General features: G+C 67.1%; 20 protein-coding genes and 1 tRNA gene. 9 read left to right on the top strand and 12 right to left on the bottom strand.

The genetic code is table 11. From position 1 onward, the window contains the following. Nucleotides 1-129: 129 nt before the first annotated feature. The 3 genes from KUA19_RS27845 to KUA19_RS27835 all read right to left on the bottom strand — a co-directional run bounded on the left by KUA19_RS27845 (nt 130) and on the right by KUA19_RS27835 (nt 3,716). A complete protein-coding gene (locus tag KUA19_RS27845) occupies nt 130-1,497 on the bottom strand; it encodes a L,D-transpeptidase (protein WP_217400702.1) in 1,368 nt (455 codons plus the stop codon). A 166-nt stretch (nt 1,498-1,663) separates the two neighbouring features. Continuing rightward, nucleotides 1,664-3,121, bottom strand: coding sequence for an adenosylhomocysteinase (gene ahcY / locus KUA19_RS27840; RefSeq protein WP_217400700.1), 1,458 nt, complete (start codon nt 3,119-3,121; stop codon nt 1,664-1,666). Between the two features lie 208 nt (nt 3,122-3,329). Next, complete coding sequence (locus tag KUA19_RS27835) at nt 3,330-3,716, bottom strand: DUF488 domain-containing protein (protein WP_217400698.1); 387 nt, start codon at nt 3,714-3,716, stop codon at nt 3,330-3,332. 335 nt (nt 3,717-4,051) lie between these two features. Here KUA19_RS27835 and KUA19_RS27830 point away from each other — a divergent pair, with 335 nt between their 5' ends. Both KUA19_RS27830 and KUA19_RS27825 read left to right on the top strand, forming a co-directional pair. Next, complete coding sequence (locus tag KUA19_RS27830; RefSeq protein WP_217400696.1) at nt 4,052-4,288, top strand: hypothetical protein; 237 nt, start codon at nt 4,052-4,054, stop codon at nt 4,286-4,288. A gap of 191 nt (nt 4,289-4,479) precedes the next feature. Continuing rightward, nucleotides 4,480-4,737: a hypothetical protein gene (locus KUA19_RS27825; protein WP_217400694.1), complete on the top strand. Its 258-nt coding sequence runs from the start codon at nt 4,480-4,482 to the stop codon at nt 4,735-4,737. Here the strand turns inward: KUA19_RS27825 and KUA19_RS27820 are convergent, their stop codons facing one another. Continuing rightward, nucleotides 4,738-5,586, bottom strand: a complete 849-nt coding sequence (locus KUA19_RS27820; protein WP_217400693.1) for an NgoMIV family type II restriction endonuclease — start codon at nt 5,584-5,586, stop codon at nt 4,738-4,740. A 155-nt stretch (nt 5,587-5,741) separates the two neighbouring features. Here KUA19_RS27820 and KUA19_RS27815 point away from each other — a divergent pair, with 155 nt between their 5' ends. Both KUA19_RS27815 and KUA19_RS27810 read left to right on the top strand, forming a co-directional pair. Further along, nucleotides 5,742-6,236 carry a very short patch repair endonuclease gene (locus KUA19_RS27815; protein WP_254550244.1) on the top strand — a complete coding sequence of 165 codons (495 nt, stop codon included), beginning with the start codon at nt 5,742-5,744 and terminating at the stop codon, nt 6,234-6,236. 9 nt (nt 6,237-6,245) lie between these two features. Further along, a complete protein-coding gene (locus KUA19_RS27810; protein WP_217400691.1) occupies nt 6,246-7,448 on the top strand; it encodes a DNA cytosine methyltransferase in 1,203 nt (400 codons plus the stop codon). Here KUA19_RS27810 and KUA19_RS27805 read toward each other — a convergent pair. Beyond that, nucleotides 7,339-8,367, bottom strand: coding sequence for a NaeI family type II restriction endonuclease (locus tag KUA19_RS27805; RefSeq protein ID WP_217400689.1), 1,029 nt, complete (start codon nt 8,365-8,367; stop codon nt 7,339-7,341). The genes KUA19_RS27810 and KUA19_RS27805 overlap by 110 nt on opposite strands. A gap of 116 nt (nt 8,368-8,483) precedes the next feature. Here KUA19_RS27805 and KUA19_RS27800 point away from each other — a divergent pair, with 116 nt between their 5' ends. Together KUA19_RS27800 and KUA19_RS27795 are read left to right on the top strand one after the other, a co-directional pair. Beyond that, on the top strand, nt 8,484-9,326 hold the full coding sequence (locus tag KUA19_RS27800) for a hypothetical protein (RefSeq protein ID WP_217400687.1): 843 nt from the start codon (nt 8,484-8,486) through the stop codon (nt 9,324-9,326). 136 nt (nt 9,327-9,462) lie between these two features. Next, entirely contained in the window at nt 9,463-10,110 is a 648-nt protein-coding gene (locus KUA19_RS27795) for a GNAT family N-acetyltransferase (protein ID WP_217400685.1), read from the top strand. 481 nt (nt 10,111-10,591) lie between these two features. On the opposite strand, the gene KUA19_RS27790 is transcribed toward KUA19_RS27795, so the two are convergent. The 3 genes from KUA19_RS27790 to KUA19_RS27780 all read right to left on the bottom strand — a co-directional run bounded on the left by KUA19_RS27790 (nt 10,592) and on the right by KUA19_RS27780 (nt 11,527). After that, the gene (locus tag KUA19_RS27790; protein WP_217400683.1) at nt 10,592-10,966 is read right to left on the bottom strand and encodes a hypothetical protein; all 375 of its coding nucleotides are present in this window, start codon (nt 10,964-10,966) and stop codon (nt 10,592-10,594) included. After that, nucleotides 10,947-11,180: a hypothetical protein gene (locus KUA19_RS27785; protein ID WP_217400681.1), complete on the bottom strand. Its 234-nt coding sequence runs from the start codon at nt 11,178-11,180 to the stop codon at nt 10,947-10,949. Before KUA19_RS27785 ends, KUA19_RS27790 begins: the two co-directional genes overlap by 20 nt. Nucleotides 11,181-11,341: 161 nt before the next feature. Further along, a complete protein-coding gene (locus KUA19_RS27780) occupies nt 11,342-11,527 on the bottom strand; it encodes a hypothetical protein (protein WP_217400679.1) in 186 nt (61 codons plus the stop codon). Between the two features lie 104 nt (nt 11,528-11,631). Between KUA19_RS27780 and KUA19_RS27775 the strand changes: the two genes are divergently transcribed. Beyond that, the gene (locus KUA19_RS27775) at nt 11,632-12,213 is read left to right on the top strand and encodes a YcxB family protein (RefSeq protein WP_217400677.1); all 582 of its coding nucleotides are present in this window, start codon (nt 11,632-11,634) and stop codon (nt 12,211-12,213) included. Between the two features lie 312 nt (nt 12,214-12,525). Here KUA19_RS27775 and KUA19_RS27770 read toward each other — a convergent pair whose 3' ends face one another. From KUA19_RS27770 to KUA19_RS27755, 4 genes are all read right to left on the bottom strand, one after another. Continuing rightward, nucleotides 12,526-13,143, bottom strand: coding sequence for a hypothetical protein (locus tag KUA19_RS27770; protein WP_217400675.1), 618 nt, complete (start codon nt 13,141-13,143; stop codon nt 12,526-12,528). A gap of 115 nt (nt 13,144-13,258) precedes the next feature. Beyond that, on the bottom strand, nt 13,259-13,732 hold the full coding sequence (locus KUA19_RS27765; RefSeq protein WP_217400673.1) for a hypothetical protein: 474 nt from the start codon (nt 13,730-13,732) through the stop codon (nt 13,259-13,261). A 115-nt stretch (nt 13,733-13,847) separates the two neighbouring features. Further along, on the bottom strand, nt 13,848-14,174 hold the full coding sequence (locus KUA19_RS27760) for a DUF4288 domain-containing protein (protein WP_217400671.1): 327 nt from the start codon (nt 14,172-14,174) through the stop codon (nt 13,848-13,850). A 299-nt stretch (nt 14,175-14,473) separates the two neighbouring features. Then, nucleotides 14,474-14,546, bottom strand: a tRNA-Lys gene (locus KUA19_RS27755). A 373-nt stretch (nt 14,547-14,919) separates the two neighbouring features. Here KUA19_RS27755 and KUA19_RS27750 point away from each other — a divergent pair. Continuing rightward, the gene (locus tag KUA19_RS27750) at nt 14,920-16,323 is read left to right on the top strand and encodes a CBM96 family carbohydrate-binding protein (protein WP_217400669.1); all 1,404 of its coding nucleotides are present in this window, start codon (nt 14,920-14,922) and stop codon (nt 16,321-16,323) included. Between the two features lie 326 nt (nt 16,324-16,649). Further along, a complete protein-coding gene (gene alaS, locus KUA19_RS27745) occupies nt 16,650-17,948 on the top strand; it encodes an alanine--tRNA ligase (RefSeq protein WP_217400668.1) in 1,299 nt (432 codons plus the stop codon). The last annotated feature ends 362 nt before the right edge of the window (nt 17,949-18,310 follow it).

Below are 18,310 nucleotides of genomic sequence, written 5' to 3'. Positions count from 1 at the left end.
TCTCCTCACCAGGGTCGAGGGGGGATCACCAAGCAGGCGACCCATCCATCCTGCCCCAATGACGCGCGGGGCGGGCGGATGAGTTGCCTGCCGTGAGTCTTCCCACCGTACCTCGGCGTGAAGCCTGCCCTACTGTCCAGGTTCGTCAGCCGGAGACTCCTGCTGTGCCGTCCCGTCCTCATCGGCCGGGTCGGCGTCGCCCGAATCGGTCGGTTCCGGACCCGCGGCGGCCGGTGAGGCCTGCGGGGTGGCCGCAGCCGCCGTCGAGGACGGGCTTGGTGTGACGGCCGCCACAGCAGAGGGCTGGAGTGCGGCCGGGACCGGCAGGGCGCTGCCCTTGATGAAGTCCTTCCAGCTCAGATCCCAGGCGGTGAAGCCGTTTCCGGGCTCCAGTGCGTGGCCGGTGCCCTTGACCGTGACCGGGTCGCCGACGTGCGTGTTCTCGAACAGCCAGACCGCGTTGCCGGGGGAGACGTTCAGGCAGCCGTGCGAGACGTTGCGCTGGCCCTGGTCGCCCACCGACCACGGCGCCGAGTGGATGAACTCACCGCCCCAGGTCAGGCGCTGGGCGTACTGGATGGTGACCCGGTAGTGGTCCACGCCCGGCTCGCGGGTCGTGTCGAAGATGGTGGACTCCTGCTTATCCATGATCACCATGGTCCCGCTGGACGAGGGCGTGCTGGACTTGCCCAGGCTGACCGGCATCTCCTTGACCATCTTGTCGTTGCGATACACCTGGATCTGCTTGGTCGAGTTCTTGACCTTCAACTCCACCTTGTCTTTGGTGATCTTCGCGGTGGCGCGGCGGTCGTCGTCGCCGAAGCGGCCCTCGCCCATCGGCGCGCCCTTCAGTGCGGTCCGCACGCTCAGCGTCGTGCCCGGCTGCCAGTACTTCGGCGCCCGGTAGGTCACCTGCCGCGAGCTCATCCAGTGCCACACCCCCGGCTGCGGCGGCTGGGTGGTCACGAACAGCCGTGACTCCACCGCCGCGCGGGCGCCGGCCGGGATCTCGTCGGAGAACTCCACCACCACGGGCATCGCCACGCCGTAGGTCAGCCCGTCGAACAGGTACAGCCCCGTGCCGACCTGCCTGGTCGGCTCGGCCATGGTGCGGAAGTCGGTCGACTGCGTCACCGCGTGCAGCCCGTCGGTCGCCACCACGGTCGCCGAGTAGCGGCTCGCGAAGGCGAGCGGCCGGTCCGGCACCCAGGCGGTGCCGTCCGCGCGCATCCGCCCCGGCACGATCTTGCCGTCGGGCCCGGTCAGCACCACCGAGCGCACCGAGGCGTTGGCCACGGTCACCCCGATCTCGGTGCTCGCGGGCAGGTCCTTGGCCTGCGCGGCCGGTGTGATCGCCAACGTGAGCGGGGGCGGCGCCGGGGCCGCGACCGGCGCCGCGGCCTGCTTGCGCTCACCGTCCGAACAACCCCCGAGCAGCACCGGTACGGCCAGAGCCAGCGCCGCTGCCGCGGTGGACACCCCCCGTAGTGCACCCATGACGAACCCATCCCGCCGAAATAGCTCCCGTTATGTCCCCTTCACATCCTGCCGCAGCGAAACGTCCTTCGGGGCACTATCTGGCGTAATACGGGAAGATTCGCCGGTAAACGAGTGAAGCCGGGAACCGCGACGCGGCTCCCGGCTCCGATCCGGCACTGATACCTCAGTAGCGGTAGTGGTCAGGCTTGTACGGCCCGTCCACGTCCACGTTCAGGTACTCGGCCTGCTTCTTGGTCAGCGTGGTCAGCTGCACGCCCAGCGCGTCCAGATGCAGGCGGGCCACCTTCTCGTCCAGCAGCTTCGGCAGGACGTAGACCTTCTTCTCGTAGTCGCCCGGCTTGGTGAACAGCTCGATCTGCGCGATCACCTGGTTGGTGAACGACGCCGACATCACGAAGCTCGGGTGACCGGTCGCGTTGCCCAGGTTCAGCAGACGGCCCTCGGACAGCACGATGACCGAGTGCCCGTCCGGGAAGCGCCACTCGTGCACCTGCGGCTTGATCTCGACCTTCTCGACGCCCGGCCACTTGGCCAGACCCGCCATGTCCACCTCGGTGTCGAAGTGGCCGACGTTGCCGACGATCGCGTTGTGCTTCATCTTCGACATGTGCTCGGCGGTGATGATGTCCTCGCCGCCGGTGGTCGTGATGAACAGGTCGGCCTGGCCGACCACGTCCTCCAGCCGAACCACCTGCAGACCCTCCATCGCGGCCTGCAGCGCGCAGATCGGGTCGACCTCGGTGACCAGCACCCGGGCGCCCTGGCCGCGCAGCGACTCCACCGCGCCCTTGCCGACGTCGCCGTAGCCGCAGACCACGGCCACCTTGCCGCCCAGCATCACGTCGGTGCCCCGGTTGATGCCGTCGACCAGCGAGTGGCGGATGCCGTACTTGTTGTCGAACTTCGACTTCGTCACCGAGTCGTTGACGTTGATCGCGGGGAACAGCAGGCGACCCTCGGTGGCCAGCCGGTACAGCCGGTCGACACCGGTCGTGGTCTCCTCGGACACACCGCGGACGTCCGCCGCGATCCGGGTGAACCGCTTCGCGTCGCCCTCCAGGCTGGACCGCAGCGTCTGCAGGATCACCTGGTACTCGTGGTGGTCGTTCTCGCTCGGGGCCGGGACCGCGCCCGCCGCCTCGAACTCCACGCCCTTGTGCAGCAGCAAGGTCACGTCGCCGCCGTCGTCGACGATCATGTTCGGGCCGCGGCCGTCACCGAAGTCGAACAGCTGCATGGTGCACCACCAGTAGTCCTCCAGCGTCTCGCCCTTCCAGGCGAAAACCGGAGTGCCCGACGGCGCCGCCACCGTGCCCTTGCCCACGACCACGGCCGCGGCCGCCTCGTCCTGCGTCGAGAAGATGTTGCAGGACACCCAGCGGACCTCGGCGCCCAGCGACACCAGCGTCTCGATCAGCACCGCGGTCTGCACCGTCATGTGCAGCGAGCCCGCCACCCGGGCCCCGCGCAGCGGCTGCGCCTCGGCGTACTCGCGCCGGATCGCCATCAGGCCGGGCATCTCGTGCTCGGCCAGGCGGATCTGGTGCCGGCCGGCCTCGGCCAGCGACAGGTCCGCGACAGCGAAGTCGACGCCGTTGACGTGCTGCAGTTTCGCGCTCATGAATCCTCTCCCATGAAACGTGAACGGGTTATCGGAGCCGAGCGGGAGGCGATCCGGTCACCGGCACGGCACAGCGTGATGGCAAACAAAAAAGGCACCTCCTCGATCGGAGGCGCCCTTGACAGTGAAGGCCGGGTCGAGCGTGGCGGGTGTCACCCGTCGCAGCGCCTCTCGACCTCGACCGCGCATAACGCGTTCACGAAGACTATCACGATTTCGCCGTACGACGACCCTCCTGCGCGGGTGCCGACTTCGCCGCCGTCTTGCCCTCCAGCGCACTGACCAGGACAGGAACGTGGCTGTGCGCGACGTCCTTGGCCGAGGTGAGCAAGGTGACAGGACCCTCGCGCAGTTCGGCGCGCAGCAGATCCAGCCCGGCCCGCTGGGCGGGGCCGTCGAGTTCGCGCAGATAGCGCTCGGTGAACTCGGCCCGACGGCCGTCCGGGTCCTCGTGGAACCACTTGCGCAGCTCGTTGGAGGGCGTGACGTCCTTGAGCCATTCGTCGACCCTGGCCGCTTCCTTGGTCAGACCACGCGGCCAGAGGCGGTCGACCAGAATGCGGCGGCCGTCGTCGGCGGCCGGTGGGTCATACACCCTCTTCGTTCGCGGCACGAGTCAACTCAACCACAATCAGCCGCCGCGACCGTGCAACCCGAACATGCCGGGGGCCGGTCGTGCGGGGGGAGGTGAGAGATGACGAAAACCGCGGAGGAACTGTTCCGGGCGTTCGTCGCGGCGCGGATGGACCGCCGGCTGCGTACCGCTCGCGGCGACGGGTGTCCTGGTCGTGGCGCTCGGCACCGTGATGGTGCTGCGCCAGGCCGCGCCCCCGGTCTGGTCTTCACCGCGGACGGGAAGTTCACCGCGACCAAGAGGCCAACGCCGCGTACGCGGGGCGGCTGGGCAACCTGCGGTTGTGGGTCCAGACCATGCCCCGGGACAAGATGGTCTGTGCCGCCCACCCGCTGACCGACTGCGACATCCGCACCGTGGCGGCAGGTGGCCTGTCCGTGCGGGTCTCCCGGTTCCTGGCGGCGGACGGGTTCGCGCGGTTCAGCGCGGACGCCACGCTGCCCGACGGTCGCTGGATGATCATCGAGGTGACGAACACGGCAGCGACGACCCGGCGGTATCGGACTCGCCCGCCCAGGCGGCGCCGCCGCTGAGCCAGGACCAGTCGGCTGCCATCCTGGCCCGGATCGCCTCGAAGATCACCAGCTGAGGTCGCCGCGCTCCGACTGCGATACGGGCCGTCGGCACTTTGTCGGCTGACGGCCCGTGTCGTCGTCACGGGGCACCCGGCCGGCGTGCTTTCACCCAGAATGGGGACAGCCCAAGATCCCCTATGGAGGTACCGGTGAAGTACGTCCTCGCGGAGTTGAGTGGCCTGGGCGACGGCCGATACGCGGCCGTGGTCGAGCGGGACGGTGAGGTGCTGCACTACACCTTCACGGTGACCTACCACGATCCGTTCTATGCGCTCAATTCGGACACGAACCACTACAGCGACTTCGTTGACGGTGAGGAAGGGTTCGCGGCACTGGCGAGGCTGCACAGCGTCGTCCACGCCCACCATCGCGGCGCGCGGGCTGACACGCCGATGCTGCTCGAGTGACTAGCCATGTGCCAGTGTGTGCGCCAACGCCCGATACGGCAGCAGGCGGCCTTGTCCCACCAGCTCATCCCAGGCATCGCGCTGTTTCTTCGTGGAGGTCTGCACCCCTTGCGCAATCTCGTGGAATAGCAGGTGGTAAACGGCGTCGATCTCACCGGTACCTCTGGCGATCGACAGCAAACGTGTCGGCAGCGGCTCCGCAGTCACCAAAACGAGGTGGGGTAACCGTCCACGTCGGTTGCGAACCAGCATCCCGAACTCGTGCCTGACGTTCTGTGCTCGGTCCGAGCGAAGTGACCACTTGCTCGATACGGCAGCGTGCAACAGTTCTCCGCCGGCCGGCCCACCCGCGGGCAGACCCACACAGACATCGGTCTGCACCTGGTAGTCCTGGCCGACCGCCGCACGCAGCTCGGGCTGCTTCACGAACAGTTCCTGTAGGGCGTCGAGGTGGGAGAACTGCCGGTAGGACGATGCCTTGCGGCCGCACTCCACCGTCCAGCCGCGCTCGGACGCGCCGGCCGCCAACACCGTGGCGAGGTCGTCTCGGATCAGGCGCTCCAAGGCGATGCCCGAACTCTTGCCGCGAGGCTTTGCGGTGCCGGGCTCCTCGTCTTCGGCTGATTCGTCCGCTTTTGAGAGGTCGGCGGCGTCAGTCTTGGAGATCTTCAGCATGTCGTAGGCGATGCCCGCGATCCGAGTGCTGACAGCGCTCGTCGCATCGGCGATGTTCGGCGCGTGTGCGTGGCCGAACAACTTCAGGCACAGCTTTCGCTGCTTCTCGGTTGCTTTGCGATAACCCAGGAGCGGGATCAGCCAGGACGGAGCCTCGTCTTCGGTCGCGGTCACGCGGCGACTCTAGCCGTAGCCGGGATGTGGCCGGTCACGGTGGCGAGCACTCCTCGAATGCACGGCATTCATGCCGATCGCGTGGCGATAGCATTGGATGCCGACTTCGGCGACCCGAATATCCGGAACAGCATCGATGCGGCGGCGGTGAAACGATGAGGGCTGAGCGGGACCGCGAGCCGACGGCGCCTGCGGCAAAATTGCAGGCCACCGACGCTGTGCGGGCGCGGATGAGTCGCCAGCGTGCCCGCGATACAGCGATCGAACTCGTCCTCCGACGTGAGCTCCACCGAATGGGCCTGCGATTTCGTGTCCACCGCCGGCCCCTGGCCGGTGTGCGCCGCGAGGCCGATGTGATCTTCACGCGTGCGCGGGTCGCCATCTTCGTGGACGGCTGCTTCTGGCATGGCTGTCCCGAACATGCCACGTGGCCGAAGAACAACGAGGAGTTCTGGCGCACCAAGATCGAAGGGAATCGCACCCGGGATGCCGACACTGACGCGAAGCTGGCAGCGGCCGGCTGGCTGTCGATGCGGGTCTGGGAGCACGAGGCGGCGGTGGAGGCGGCTGCCAGGGTGGCCGCAACGGTTCGGAGTCGACGGGATCACGATCGGCCGGGCGTTCGGACGGCTGTCGGGGGCTTGGCCTAACCTGTCTCCATGCCCAGTCCCATCACCATGATCGACTTGTTTGCCGGGTGTGGCGGCATGACCCAAGGCTTCGTGAGCGCCAAGGGCTACCGCCCGATCATGTCGGTCGAATGGGATTACAGCGCGGCGAGCACATATGCGGCCAACTTCGGCGAGTCGCACACGCGCTGGGGTGACATCGCCCACATCCCCGATGAGGAGATTCCGCCCGCCGACTTGATCATCGGTGGGCCGCCGTGTCAGGGCTTCTCCAACCTGGGCAGCCGTGATGTGAACGATCCACGCAACAAGCTGTGGAAGGAATACATCCGTTTCGTTCGGCATGCCCGACCCAAGGTGTTCGTGATCGAGAATGTCGACCGCTTCAGGTCATCCTCGGAGTTCGAACTCCTGCTGGCGGAGGTCTTGCCCGGAGGGCTGCTGGAAGGGTACGAACTCACGCACGACCTTCTCCTCGCGGCGGATTTCGGCGTGTCCCAGCGACGAACACGGGCCATCGTCATCGGTTCGCGCATCGGCAAGATCCCCATGCCGGAGCGGACCCACGCCAAGCCCGACACGCTGGACAGCGTGCGGCTCAAGCCGTGGGCGACCGTTCGTGACGCGATCGAGGGGCTGCCCGCGACGCCCACGACCACGGAACTGCCTGCGTCGAAGGCGAACTACTTTGGCCGGGAGGTCGCCGGTGTCTTCAAGGGCCTGGACCTGCACATAGGCCGTAATCCCACTGATCGATCCTTGGAGCGCTACGATCACATTCCGCCGGGTGGCGGCAGGTTCGATCTGCCCGATCACCTGCTGTCGGATTGCTGGCGGAACAAGAAGACCGGCACCACCGACGTCATGGGGCGGATGCGCTGGGACGCGCCGTCATTGACCATCCGGACCGAGTTCTACAAGCCGGAGAAGGGGCAGTATCTGCACCCGCACTGGCTGGAACGCGAGCATCCTGGCAACGTCAATCGCCCCATCACGCAGCTGGAGGCGGCGAAGCTCCAGTCATTCCCGGACGAGTTCATGTGGTGTGGCAGCAAGATCGAGATCGCCAAGCAGATCGGCAACGCGGTTCCTCCTCGCCTGGCGGAGGCCATCGCGCGGCACATCAAGCCATATCTGCTGGGTCAGAACGCAACCGCTGAGTCCGGTAGTACGACGGGGCAGGTTCCAGCGGCTCGCCGGGCAGCGCGACAGCGTAACGGCAGCCCCCGATGACGACGGTTCGGTCGGGATCCCCGGCCGGGTGACGTACAAGACGAGTGGCCACCCATGAGCCCTTCGCCGGCACGGGCAGTCGTAGCGCCTGGGCAATGCGAGGGTGATCTTCCTGGTGCCCGAGCACGACGATGCCCTCCCCGCGCAGGTGGTTGCGCGCGTCGCGTACTCGTTTGGGGCCATCCAGTTGGCGTGCGACGGTGACCGCGGTGGTGCGGTCGATGATGCGGCCGTGAACCCGGCGGAGCAGTTCGTTGATGCGCAGCTGGCCGCCATTGCCCGAGCCGCGGTAGCCGTCGGAGGCGGAGAAGATCGCCTTGCGGTCGGCGGGCGGCATCTGCAGCAGCAGGTTCTCCGGTAGCGGCCGATCGCCGACCAACCAGCGAATCGACGCGCGCCCCTGCTGGGACACCGTGCGCTTGCCGTCCTGGTTGGTGCCGGCGTTCAGCGCTTCGTTGGTGATGCGCAACAGACCTACGCGGAACCGTGAACGCTCGTCATCGGCAGCCATGAGCAGGCACATGTGCCCCACTGCCTCTCGCGGGATCGTCCAGTTGCCACCGCTGGTGAACTTCGCGTCAACCTCATGTCCGGCAACGATGTAATCCATGGCCGCACCGCGTCCGAGGTCGAACTCGTCCCGCAACACGATCTCCACCTTCGTGCCGAGGTAGGTCTTCTCGGTCTTTTCCAAGCTCGCCACATCGAAGCGTCCGGTGCGCTGTCCGTCGAGAACCTCGTCGATGGACTGGCGGAGACAAGCGGCGAAGCGTGACTCCATGTCCGATTGACTGCGGAACCAGAACTCGACCTCCGCCAAAGCCTCATCGCCCGAGATCGGCGTATCGGCCGAACGCTGCTGGGGCAATGCTGTCTCGTCGGTTCCCGAGACGTCGAAGAGTGTCGGCTCATCGCGCATTGCCGCACGGTAGCGGAGGTGTGTTCACCGCCGCAATGCGGGCGGGGCCGTGGCTGTCGCACCCGACCGATACCGTACGGCCATCCATATCGGACAGGGAATGCTGGAGGAATTCCATGGATGCGGTATCCGCCACTCCGGCTGGGGCGACCACCATCCAGGACGTGCGCACACATTTCGACAGTCCCGGCACTCGGCGTGCCTTTGCCGCCTGGCAGGTCGACCCTCGCTACGGACAGGTCGTCTCCCACCTTGAGCAGCACGTGACCGAAGTGCTCTACCAGGTCACCGTGGCGGATGTCGCCGACGTGTGCAGGCGCACCGAGCACGCCTTGGGTGAGGTTTCGCGCGCCGTCGCCGAGTCGGTCAAGCCGGTCGTCGACTGGAACCCGGCTTTCGCCTTCACCCATGTTCTGCACCATCTCCTCGAGGAGTCCGAAGCCATCCCGACGTGGCGCGACTTCATCACGTTCTTCCGGTCGGACCGCACGGGATACGCCATGCTTGGCAGGGCCATTGCGGAGAAGTCGGAGGAGTTGCTCGCAACCGGGCTGCCGAGATCATCGGTGGATGACGCCATGCACTGGCGCGTCGGTAACGCGTACTACTCGTTCCTGCGTGAACTGTGGGTCGTCGCCAATCTGCGCGCTGCCGGCGTGGATGTGCGGATGCATCCAGTCGCCGATGCGCTGTTCCGGGTTGATGCCTGGTTCGAGCGGACCGCGCTGATCGTGTATGTGGCCAACGCGAAGTTCCGCGATCAGCACGCCGGTCGAAAGGTGCGTGCCGAGCAGTTGTTGAGAGGTGCCGAGCCGGGGTTCGACATCGACACAGTCCAGCTCCGTACGGCAGCGGCCTTCGGCAGGGTGCACCTGCCATCGCAATCCGACATCAAACAGGTTGCCGAACGCCTCAAGCGTGGTCGACCCGGTCCCGTGGCCGAAAACAGGCGGACGTGAGACTGCTGCCGCCGGTTGCCTTCACTTCTCGATCATGTGTTCCGGTATGGGCTGAGCGCGTGAGGGCTTCCCGTGGCCTGCGTCTGTCCGGGATAACGAGTTGAGGCCGACCGGATCGGACGCGCACACTCAAGCGATGATCGCCGATCACTTTCCGCTGCTGGGCCTGCGGATCGAAGTGGCCGACCTGCAGCTGCGGCTGCCGAGCCCGGAACAACTGGGGCAGCTCGCCGATGTGGCCGCTGATGGCGTGCACGAGCCGGGCATGATGCCGTTCGGCGTGCCGTGGACCGAGCAGAGCGCGGCGGACCGGGCCCGGTCGGTGGTGACCCACCACTGGGCGACACTCGGCCGGTGGACACCCGAAGCGTGGTCACTGCCGCTGGTCGTGCTCCACCGCGGCACGGTCGTGGGACAGCAGGCCATCAGCGCCAAAGAGTTCGCGATCACCACCGAGTGCTCCACCGGCAGCTGGCTCGGCCTGCGCCACCACGGCCGGGGCATCGGCACACTCATGCGTACCGCTGTGGCACACCTGGCGTTCGAGCACCTCGGCGCGACCGACCTCGTGTCGTCGGCATACCTGGACAACCCGGCGTCGCTGCGCGTGTCGGCCAAGCTCGGCTACCAGCCCGACGGCATCGCCCGCTGGGCCGTGCAAGGCCGGTTGCGGATCTCCCAGCGGCTGCGGCTGACCCGACACGACTGGCGGACCACCGCCCGCCCACCCGTGCAGGTGCACGGCCTTCAGCCATGCCTACCGCTGTTCGGTCTGGCTGAGTAGACATCGGTGTGATCCATGAGCGGCAGGCGGGCGCGGGATACCTCATCGAATTGCCGGGCTGGTGTCCCTAGCCGGCTGAGGGTCACTCTCATTACTGCATTTTGAATGCCTCTTGTTCGATTGATGGGCATGGAAGTCCGGGAAGTGTCGCGCGTTTCGGCAGGTAGCGGGAGCGGCCGGGAAGTGACGAACCCGACGGCGTCGTTGGCGACAAACGCGATCACCGGCTTCGTCGATTCCTGCCGGATGGTGCTGGGAGCGTACGCGACGTACGAGCACGCACCGAGCACGCACGCCGGCTCGATCGGCGGCGACCTCATTCCGTTAGATGAGCGACCACCACCGCGCATGCGCGGTGGTGGTCGCGAGGTCGGCCGCATCGGCGCTTTGGAAGGATCGGCCGCCTGTGCGCCGGGCGGGGGTGTCGGCCCGCCCGGCGTGATCGGAGTCGGCCGCGGTCGTGCATCGGGGCATGTGCTGTCTACTGAACTGCAGCGGTGCCCTGGTCGGAAATGCGCTGCTGATATTTGACTGCCGTGAGCCGCTCTCGGAAGAGCTCATACTCAGGGACGGGGGATGTGGGTTCGGTCTCCAGCCTGAAGTCCCTGCGCAGCTTGGCGACGGCCTGCCGGACGTCGTCGGTGGCGTTGGAGTCGTCCAGTGTCGCGTCGATGTCGCCGATGAGCTGCATGGCGCGATCACGAGTGACGCCGGTCTGGTAGTCGGCGAGGAAGTTGTCAACGGTGCGCTGGAGCCGGTTGTCGCGACGGGCGTCTTCCTCACGGCCGCGCGTGACGCGAAGGGTTCTGGTCAGGTGCGCCAGCAGGGCGCTGAAGTTAGCCTCCAGCGCCTTCACGCCCGGCGGCCGACGCGTGTCGGCCTTGGTCTTGTCGAGGAAAGCGATAATCGCCCTTGGCGAACCCGATCTTCTCGATGTGCGCGCCTTCGCCATACTTGGCCGTGAAGGCGGCCTCGACGGCATTCCACACCGCATGGTTGTCGTCTGTGAACTGAGCCTTGATGTCGGCTTCTTTAAGTTCTTTGGCCTGCTCCTCGCCGAGGCCGAGCATGTGCGTCGCGTCGCCGAGCTGGCACCACCCTCTCCGAAGGCCGCTATGCTGCGCCGACGCGGCGCCGCTTCCGCTTACCGTCGAATACCTGCGGGCCCGATCACGGGGCCGCTGACCCGGGCGTTCGACAACGACTGGCGCTCCGTCGCCCCGTAGGCGGGTCAGTCGAAGTCGAAGATCGAATTGCGGTCGTAGAAGTGCAGCACATACCGGCAGCTGTCGCAGATCAGCAAGGTCATCTTGTGTGAGGTGAAGCCCCACTTGCTGTCCAGGCGCCCCTCGTGCTGGGTGAAGCTGGTTGCGTGGCACAGTGGGCAGGCCAGTGTGGGGCGGTTCGCGGTCGTCATAGCCCGGCATCGTAGGTGCGCCGCGCCAGTGGTGCCCTTCGCCGGGGTGTGCAGGGCGTTCACGTGGTCGGACTTGTGGCCGACGATCATGATCTTCGTGGCTGATGCCCCGCGACGGGAGCGGTGGCGATACTGCCCGGATGGACGACAACGAAGACGGTTCCGTCGAAGTCACCGTCATGTGGGACCGCGCCGAATATCGGCGGCTGGCCTGGACTGCGCACCGGACCCGCAACCGCAACAACCTGATCGCGGCGGCGGTGGTCCTCTACGTAATCGCGGATGCCTTCACTTGGGACAAGCTCTCGCTGAAGGGAGTCGTGCTCACCTACCCGGCCGCTTCTTTCGCCGTATGGCTCCTGCTGTGGCTTACCTGCAACTGGTTGTGGCAGGCTGCCCGGACCGGACACAACTGGATCGAAGCAACGCCAGACTGGTGCTACGCCCCGATCACGGTCCGGGTCGACGCGGTGGGCATCCACCAGATCTCAGCCGCGGATGAGGCCTTGATCCGGTGGCACGCGATCACCAAGGTCGACCAGACCTCCGACTTCTGGATCGTCTCGGCGCCGGCCGCCGGGTCGGTATGGCTGCCCCGCCGGCTGATCAGCAAGGAGCGGGACGTGGCGATCGGGGCGGCTCTCGCCCGTTACCGCGGCCAGGTAGGACCTGCGCGAAAGGGGTGACGATCCTTGCCTCGGCCCGCTTCGCCGACTGCGGCTTTGACCGACTGTGGCATTTCTGGAACTCATCAATGGCTGGACCTAAGAAAGCGTGAACTCCTGGGTCGAGTCCAACCGCCGATCCGGAGATGTCTCGGCTCCCGGCCCACCTGCTCCCGTGGATGCAGTTGTAGCCCCAGACGCCGCTGACCCGCAGGCTGCACCTGCGCAAGCGGAAGATCGCGGTAGCGGCAGTTAACCCGAACATGAGCAGATCACCATGGCGGAGCCGGTCGACACCGGCGCCGACTGTCGGTGCCTGCTGATCTGGCGATATCAGTGTGCCAGCACCGTCTGTCGGAATCGCTGGGCGAAGTCGCGGTACCCCTTCGAGTAGGCGTCTTGCCCACCTGCGGTGCGGTCGAGTTCTTGGCGGATCAGGTGGTCGGCCTGCTCGCAGTCGCCGTTTACCGCGGCGACCGCCGGTAGCACCAGGTGACGGTCATGATCAAGGAGAAGTCCGGAGTCGGCGACGTCGCGGGAGAAGGCGTCCCAGTCCGACCACTTGTCGATGAACGGCTGGCCATAGGTCGCGACCGCGGTCGCGAGGTCCTCCGCGACTGCCGTCAGGTCGTCGGTGGCGGAGAAGTCCCACTGGAGGAAGGTGTTCTGCGGCGTGAGGTAGCCCAGAGGCCTGCACACGGAGGCCACTGGAGCCGGCCAGCCTGCGGTCGAGACGAGGATGGCCTCCAGCGACCTGTGCCTGACGCCAACCACTGGATTGACGTGCAGGACGTGAGGCAGCGACCACGTGGCGAGGTTCAGGCCCAGCCATCCCGACGTTTCTCCGGATCCGCTCGGCTGGAGCAGCAGGCCTCTACTCTTGGCGACGAACCGGTAGCGTCGAAGCGCCGTGGCACACGCGTCCTGACTTGCCCGCGTCAGGCTGGTCAACGTCTCGTTCCTGTCCTATATGTAGTCGGGCCTGACTCGGTCGGCGAACGAGGGTCCTACCTGCGCGCCATCTCCAGCCCCGCACTCTCGCCTCCGAACTCGCACGGCGGCGGGCTCACAGGTCTCGCTCATCCAAGACGCGCTCCCACTCACCGATCAAGCCGAAATTGAGCGATTCGTCCATACGGCCTTCGTAGACCGTGCCGATCGACTCTCCGGCGAAATCAACGACGAACGTGACATGACGCTCGCCAGAGATTCGGCAGATCTCGCCGAGCAACTCCTTGACCTCGCCCAAGTGGGCTCGGTCGAGCGTGCGATCCATCTGCTCGCCCCACGGTGGCCGCGCTGTGTAAATCGACAGTACGAACCCCATCGAGCGAACATCACGAACGTCTGTTTCATCGAATAGCTCGGGCGGCCCCAGGACCCACTGCCGCTGGCTGGCCAACTCCTGAGACAACACCCGCATCGAGTCGGCGACCGAGCCGGACACCGGTCCCTCGACCACGGCAACCAGACGGTCGATCGGGTGATCTTCTCGCATGAAGGCCTCCGGTAACCGGGCTACCGCCAGCCGGACGCCCACGACCTCCGCACCAGCATCGGCAGGATTGTAGAGCCCTTCGCGCCTGCACGATCAGGCGCACTGTTCCCGCAGACGTGAACGTGCCAGCACCCGTCGATCACTAACGGGGACCGACTCACTGCTCGGTGACATCGCCCTGCCGTTCGTTGCCGGTGTCGAAGAAAGCGTCGAGGTAGGCGTCCACGTCGAGGTTGCTGTCGCGGATCAGGGAGAACACCTCGGCTCCGTCGCCCGGCTCGTCACTGAGTTCGTATGCCTGAGCCAGACCGGTGTACTCGCCACCGACTGTGTCCGCGTACTCGCCGACCTCCGCTTCCGCACGGCGCACCGCCTCGTCGAAGTCTGCGGCCCGCCACAGCGTGATCCGCTCCTCGAACATGGAGCGCCGCTCGCCTGGGAACCGGACGATGCACCGCACCGAGAACCATCCGTCGTCGCCCATAACGGCCACACCCCTTCTCGGCTCCCGCCGCATCCTGCAAGTCCCCGCCGACCAGGCCGGTCCGGCGAGCCCACTCGCACCCGCTCTGGATGCCAACCGGAAAGCGTTACCGAAACGACACCGGCTGGTCCCGATCTTGCGCTCAAAACAAGATCAAAGAACGGGTGGTGACGGCGCCTACGCCATATATCGGCTGGTCATGGCGCATGCGAGCACACATTGAGCACATCAACACAAGCGTGCGATGAATCCGGACATGAAAAAGCCCCGCTTGACCAGGTCAAGCGGGGCTTTCGCCGTGCGCCGCCAGGGACTCGAACCCCGAACCCGCGGATTAAGAGTCCGCTGCTCTGCCAGTTGAGCTAGCGGCGCTCGTTGGCAACGGGAGAACATTAGCATGGCCCTCCGGCGGATCTCCAATCGGTTCCGCCTCACCGTGACCCGATGTGACCGGCGTCAACAAAAACTCGCACAAATGTTCTCAAATCCGCCCCACGGCGTCCTTCGGCATCACTGTTAGTCGATAAATTGGCCACCCCGCCAGGCCCGATCGCGCCGACAGCGGATCTTGTCCGGGTACGTCCGACTCGACGTCCCATCGCCAAGCCATCAGAACGGGTAGAGAACTCATTCTCAGCTAGCGCTGTGTTCACCCCGATGTGTCCCAGCCGCCCTGCTCCGTCCCTAAATTGCATTGTCGGTTGTCTAACCCGACAGCCATCACCCCCTAGAAAGGGACCACGTGATGGGCACCCGACACCTCCGCGCGGCCACGACCGCCGGGACGGCGCTCACGCTGATCGTCGCCGCGGTCGCGATCGTGCTGACCACCTCCGCGAACACGGCGGCAGCGGCGGTCACGACGTTCACCCCGGTCGCCGACACGTACGTGCAGAGCGACACCGCATCCACCAACTACGGCACCGCCGCCGAACTCGACGTCGACAACTCCCCGGTGCGGCGCCTGTTCCTCCGCTTCACCGTCTCGGGCGTCTCCGGCACGGTGACCGGTGCCAAGCTGCGGCTGCGGCACAGCGCGAGCAACAGCGGCAGCGACAACGGCGGCACGTTCAAGGCCGTGTCGAACACGACCTGGTCGGAGACCGGCACCACCTGGAACAACCAGCCCGCCCTCGACGGCGCGACCCTGGGCAGCCTGGGCTCGGTGTCGTCGAACGGCTGGTACGAGGTCGACGTGACCGCGCTGGTGACCGGCAACGGCACGTTCAGCGTCGGGGCGAGTTCGGCCAGTTCCGACGGGGCGTACTGGGACTCGCGCGAGAGCGGCGCGGACTCGCCGCAGCTCGTGGTCACCACCGGCACCGCGCCGTCGCCGAGCCCGTCCGCCAGCGGCGCCGCGGCGGCCGACCCGGTGCTGGTCGGCGCCGGTGACATCGCCACCACGGGGTCGGGGGACACCGCCACGGCCGCGCTGCTGGACGGCATCTCCGGCACCGTCTTCACCATTGGCGACAACGTGTACGACAACGGCACCGCCTCGGAGTTCAACTCGCTGTACGAGCCGACCTGGGGTCGCCACAAGGCGCGTACCCGCCCGGCGCCCGGCAACCACGACTACAACACCTCCGGCGCGACCGGCTACTACAACTACTTCGGGTCGGTGGCCGGGCCGTCGGGTCGTGGGTACTACTCGTACGACCTGGGCAACTGGCACATCGTGTCGCTGAACTCGAACATCAGCATGTCGGCGGGCTCGGCCCAGGAGAGCTGGCTGCGCGGCGACCTGGCGGCCAGCACCAAGTCGTGCACGCTGGCGTACTGGCACCACCCGCTGTTCACCTCGGGCGCCAACCACGCCCCGTCCACCTCGACCCGCCCGCTCTACCAGGCGCTGTACGACTACAACGCCGACGTCGTGGTCTTCGGCCACAACCACCAGTACGAGCGGTTCGCGCCGATGAACCCGGCGGGCACCCTCGACAACGCGCGCGGCCTGCGCTCGTTCGTGGCGGGCATGGGCGGCGCCGGCCTGTACAGCTTCGGCACGATCCAGCCGAACAGCCAGGCCCGGAACAACAACACGTTCGGCGTGCTGAAGTTCACGCTGCACGCCAGCGGCTACGACTGGCAGTTCGTGCCGCAGGCGGGCAAGACGTACAACGACAGCGGCACCGGCAGTTGCCACTGACGCCGTCCCTCCCTCGCGGGCCCGCGCCACGTGCGGGCCCGCACCCAAACGGGTTGACGCGGGTCCGGCCTGCGGCTACTAATGAGAGGACCGGCCCTTTCGGCGGCCGGATCGAGTGATCGGAACAGCGCAGATGATGTCGGGACGGCGAGCTAGCCGCGCCGAGCAGGAGTCCGAGGACCGCGTCCTCGCCTGACCCCTCGGCCCCGCTCGGCGTGTCCGCCTGCCATCTCCCATCGCGCTCCCAGACGTCTCAGCGGCGAGGGCCGGGCTGTGCCCCGGTTCTGCGAGCGCGGCACCGGACCTTTCCGACTGCGAGGCCGATCATGCGTTCCGACGACATCCGCCGTACCTTCCTCGACTTCTTCCAGCGGCTCGACCACCACCAGGTGCCATCGGCGTCGCTGGTGCCCGACGATCCGTCGCTGCTGCTCACCGGCGCGGGCATGGTCCCGTTCAAGCCGTACTTCCTCGGTGACCGGGTGCCGGGGCATCCGCGCCTGATGTCGCGGCAGCGCTGCGTGCGCACCGTGGACATCGACAACGTCGGGCACACCACCCGGCACGCGACCTCGTTCGAGATGCTGGGCAGCTTCGCGTTCGGCGACTACGGCCGGCGCGAGGCGATCGCGTGGGCGTGGGAGCTGCTCACCGACGGGTTCGGGCTGGATCCGGACCGATTGTGGATCACCGTGTATCGCGACGACGACGAGTCGCCGCGCCTGTGGCGCGGCGTCGGCGTGCCCGACGAGCGCATCCAGCGCCTGGGCATGGTGGACAACTACTGGTCCATGAGCGGGCCGGGCCCGTGCGGGCCGAACACCGAGATCTTCTACGACCGCGGCGAGGGCTTCGGGCCCGGCGGCGGCCCGGCGGTGAACACCGAGCGGTTCCTGGAGCTCTGGAACCTGGTCTTCATGGAGTACGAGCGCGGCGAAGGCGACGGCAAGGAGGACTTCCCGATCCTCGGCCCGCTGCCCGGCCGCAACATCGACACCGGGATGGGGCTGGACCGGATGGCGCTGGTGCTCCAGGACGTCCGGCACCTGTGCGAGACCGACCTGCTCGCGCCGACCCTGACCAGGTTGCAGCAGCTCAGCGGCGGCGACTACGCGGCGGTGGGGGAGCGGTTGCGGGTGTCGTACCGGGTGGTGGTCGACCACGTTCGGGCGGCGGCGTTCCTGATCGCGGACGGGGTGCTGCCGTCGACCGACGGCCGGGGGTATGTGCTGCGGCGGCTGCTGCGCCGGGCGATGCGGCACGCGCGCCAGATCGGCGTGGACGGTCCGGTGCTGGGCGAGCTCGCGGGCACCGTGGTCGACACGTCCGGCTCGGTGTGGCCGCAGCTGGTGGCGGCGCGGGAGCTGATCGGGCAGGTGGTGACGCGGGAGGAGCAGTCGTTCGGCCGTACGCTGCGGCGCGGCATGCACCTGCTCTACCGGGCGCTGGAAGGGGCGTCGGGGCAGCTGCCCGCGGCGGTCGCGTTCGAGCTGCACGACAGTCACGGCTTCCCGGTCGACCTGACCGCGGAGATCGCGGCGGAGGCGGGCCTGCTGTTGGACCGGACGGAGTTCGACCGCCTCATGGACGAGCAGCGCCGCCGCTCCCAACTGGCGCGCCACTGACACCCGCCCGCCTGGTGGCGTTGACGCAGTTTCGAGGAAAGTGCCGGAATCTTGGCCCGGATTCGCGCAGTCTCCACGAAACTGCCGCGTTGGCACGGGTGACGTCGCGGGCGGGGGCGTGCGTGTTGCGTCAGTGGGCGGCGCGAGGAGGGTGGTCTGGTGGCGGCTCACACGTGGGGGGTTGTGCGTACAACCCCACACGTGTGAGCCGCCAATCTCATACGTGTGAGCTGCGCGCGGTGAGGGTCAGGTCGGCGGCACCTTGGTGTCTGCGGGGTTGGGGTGCGGTGATCCGGGTCAGTGTTCGTGGTAGGTGGCGTGGTGGTAGTCGGCGTGGATGCCGTCGTTGCCGAGGTCTTGGA

Source organism: Catellatospora tritici (assembly GCF_019083965.1).
Lineage (GTDB): Bacteria > Actinomycetota > Actinomycetes > Mycobacteriales > Micromonosporaceae > Catellatospora > Catellatospora tritici.
Note: the sequence above shows the minus strand (reverse complement) of the source record. Positions and strands in the feature narration are given on the sequence as shown.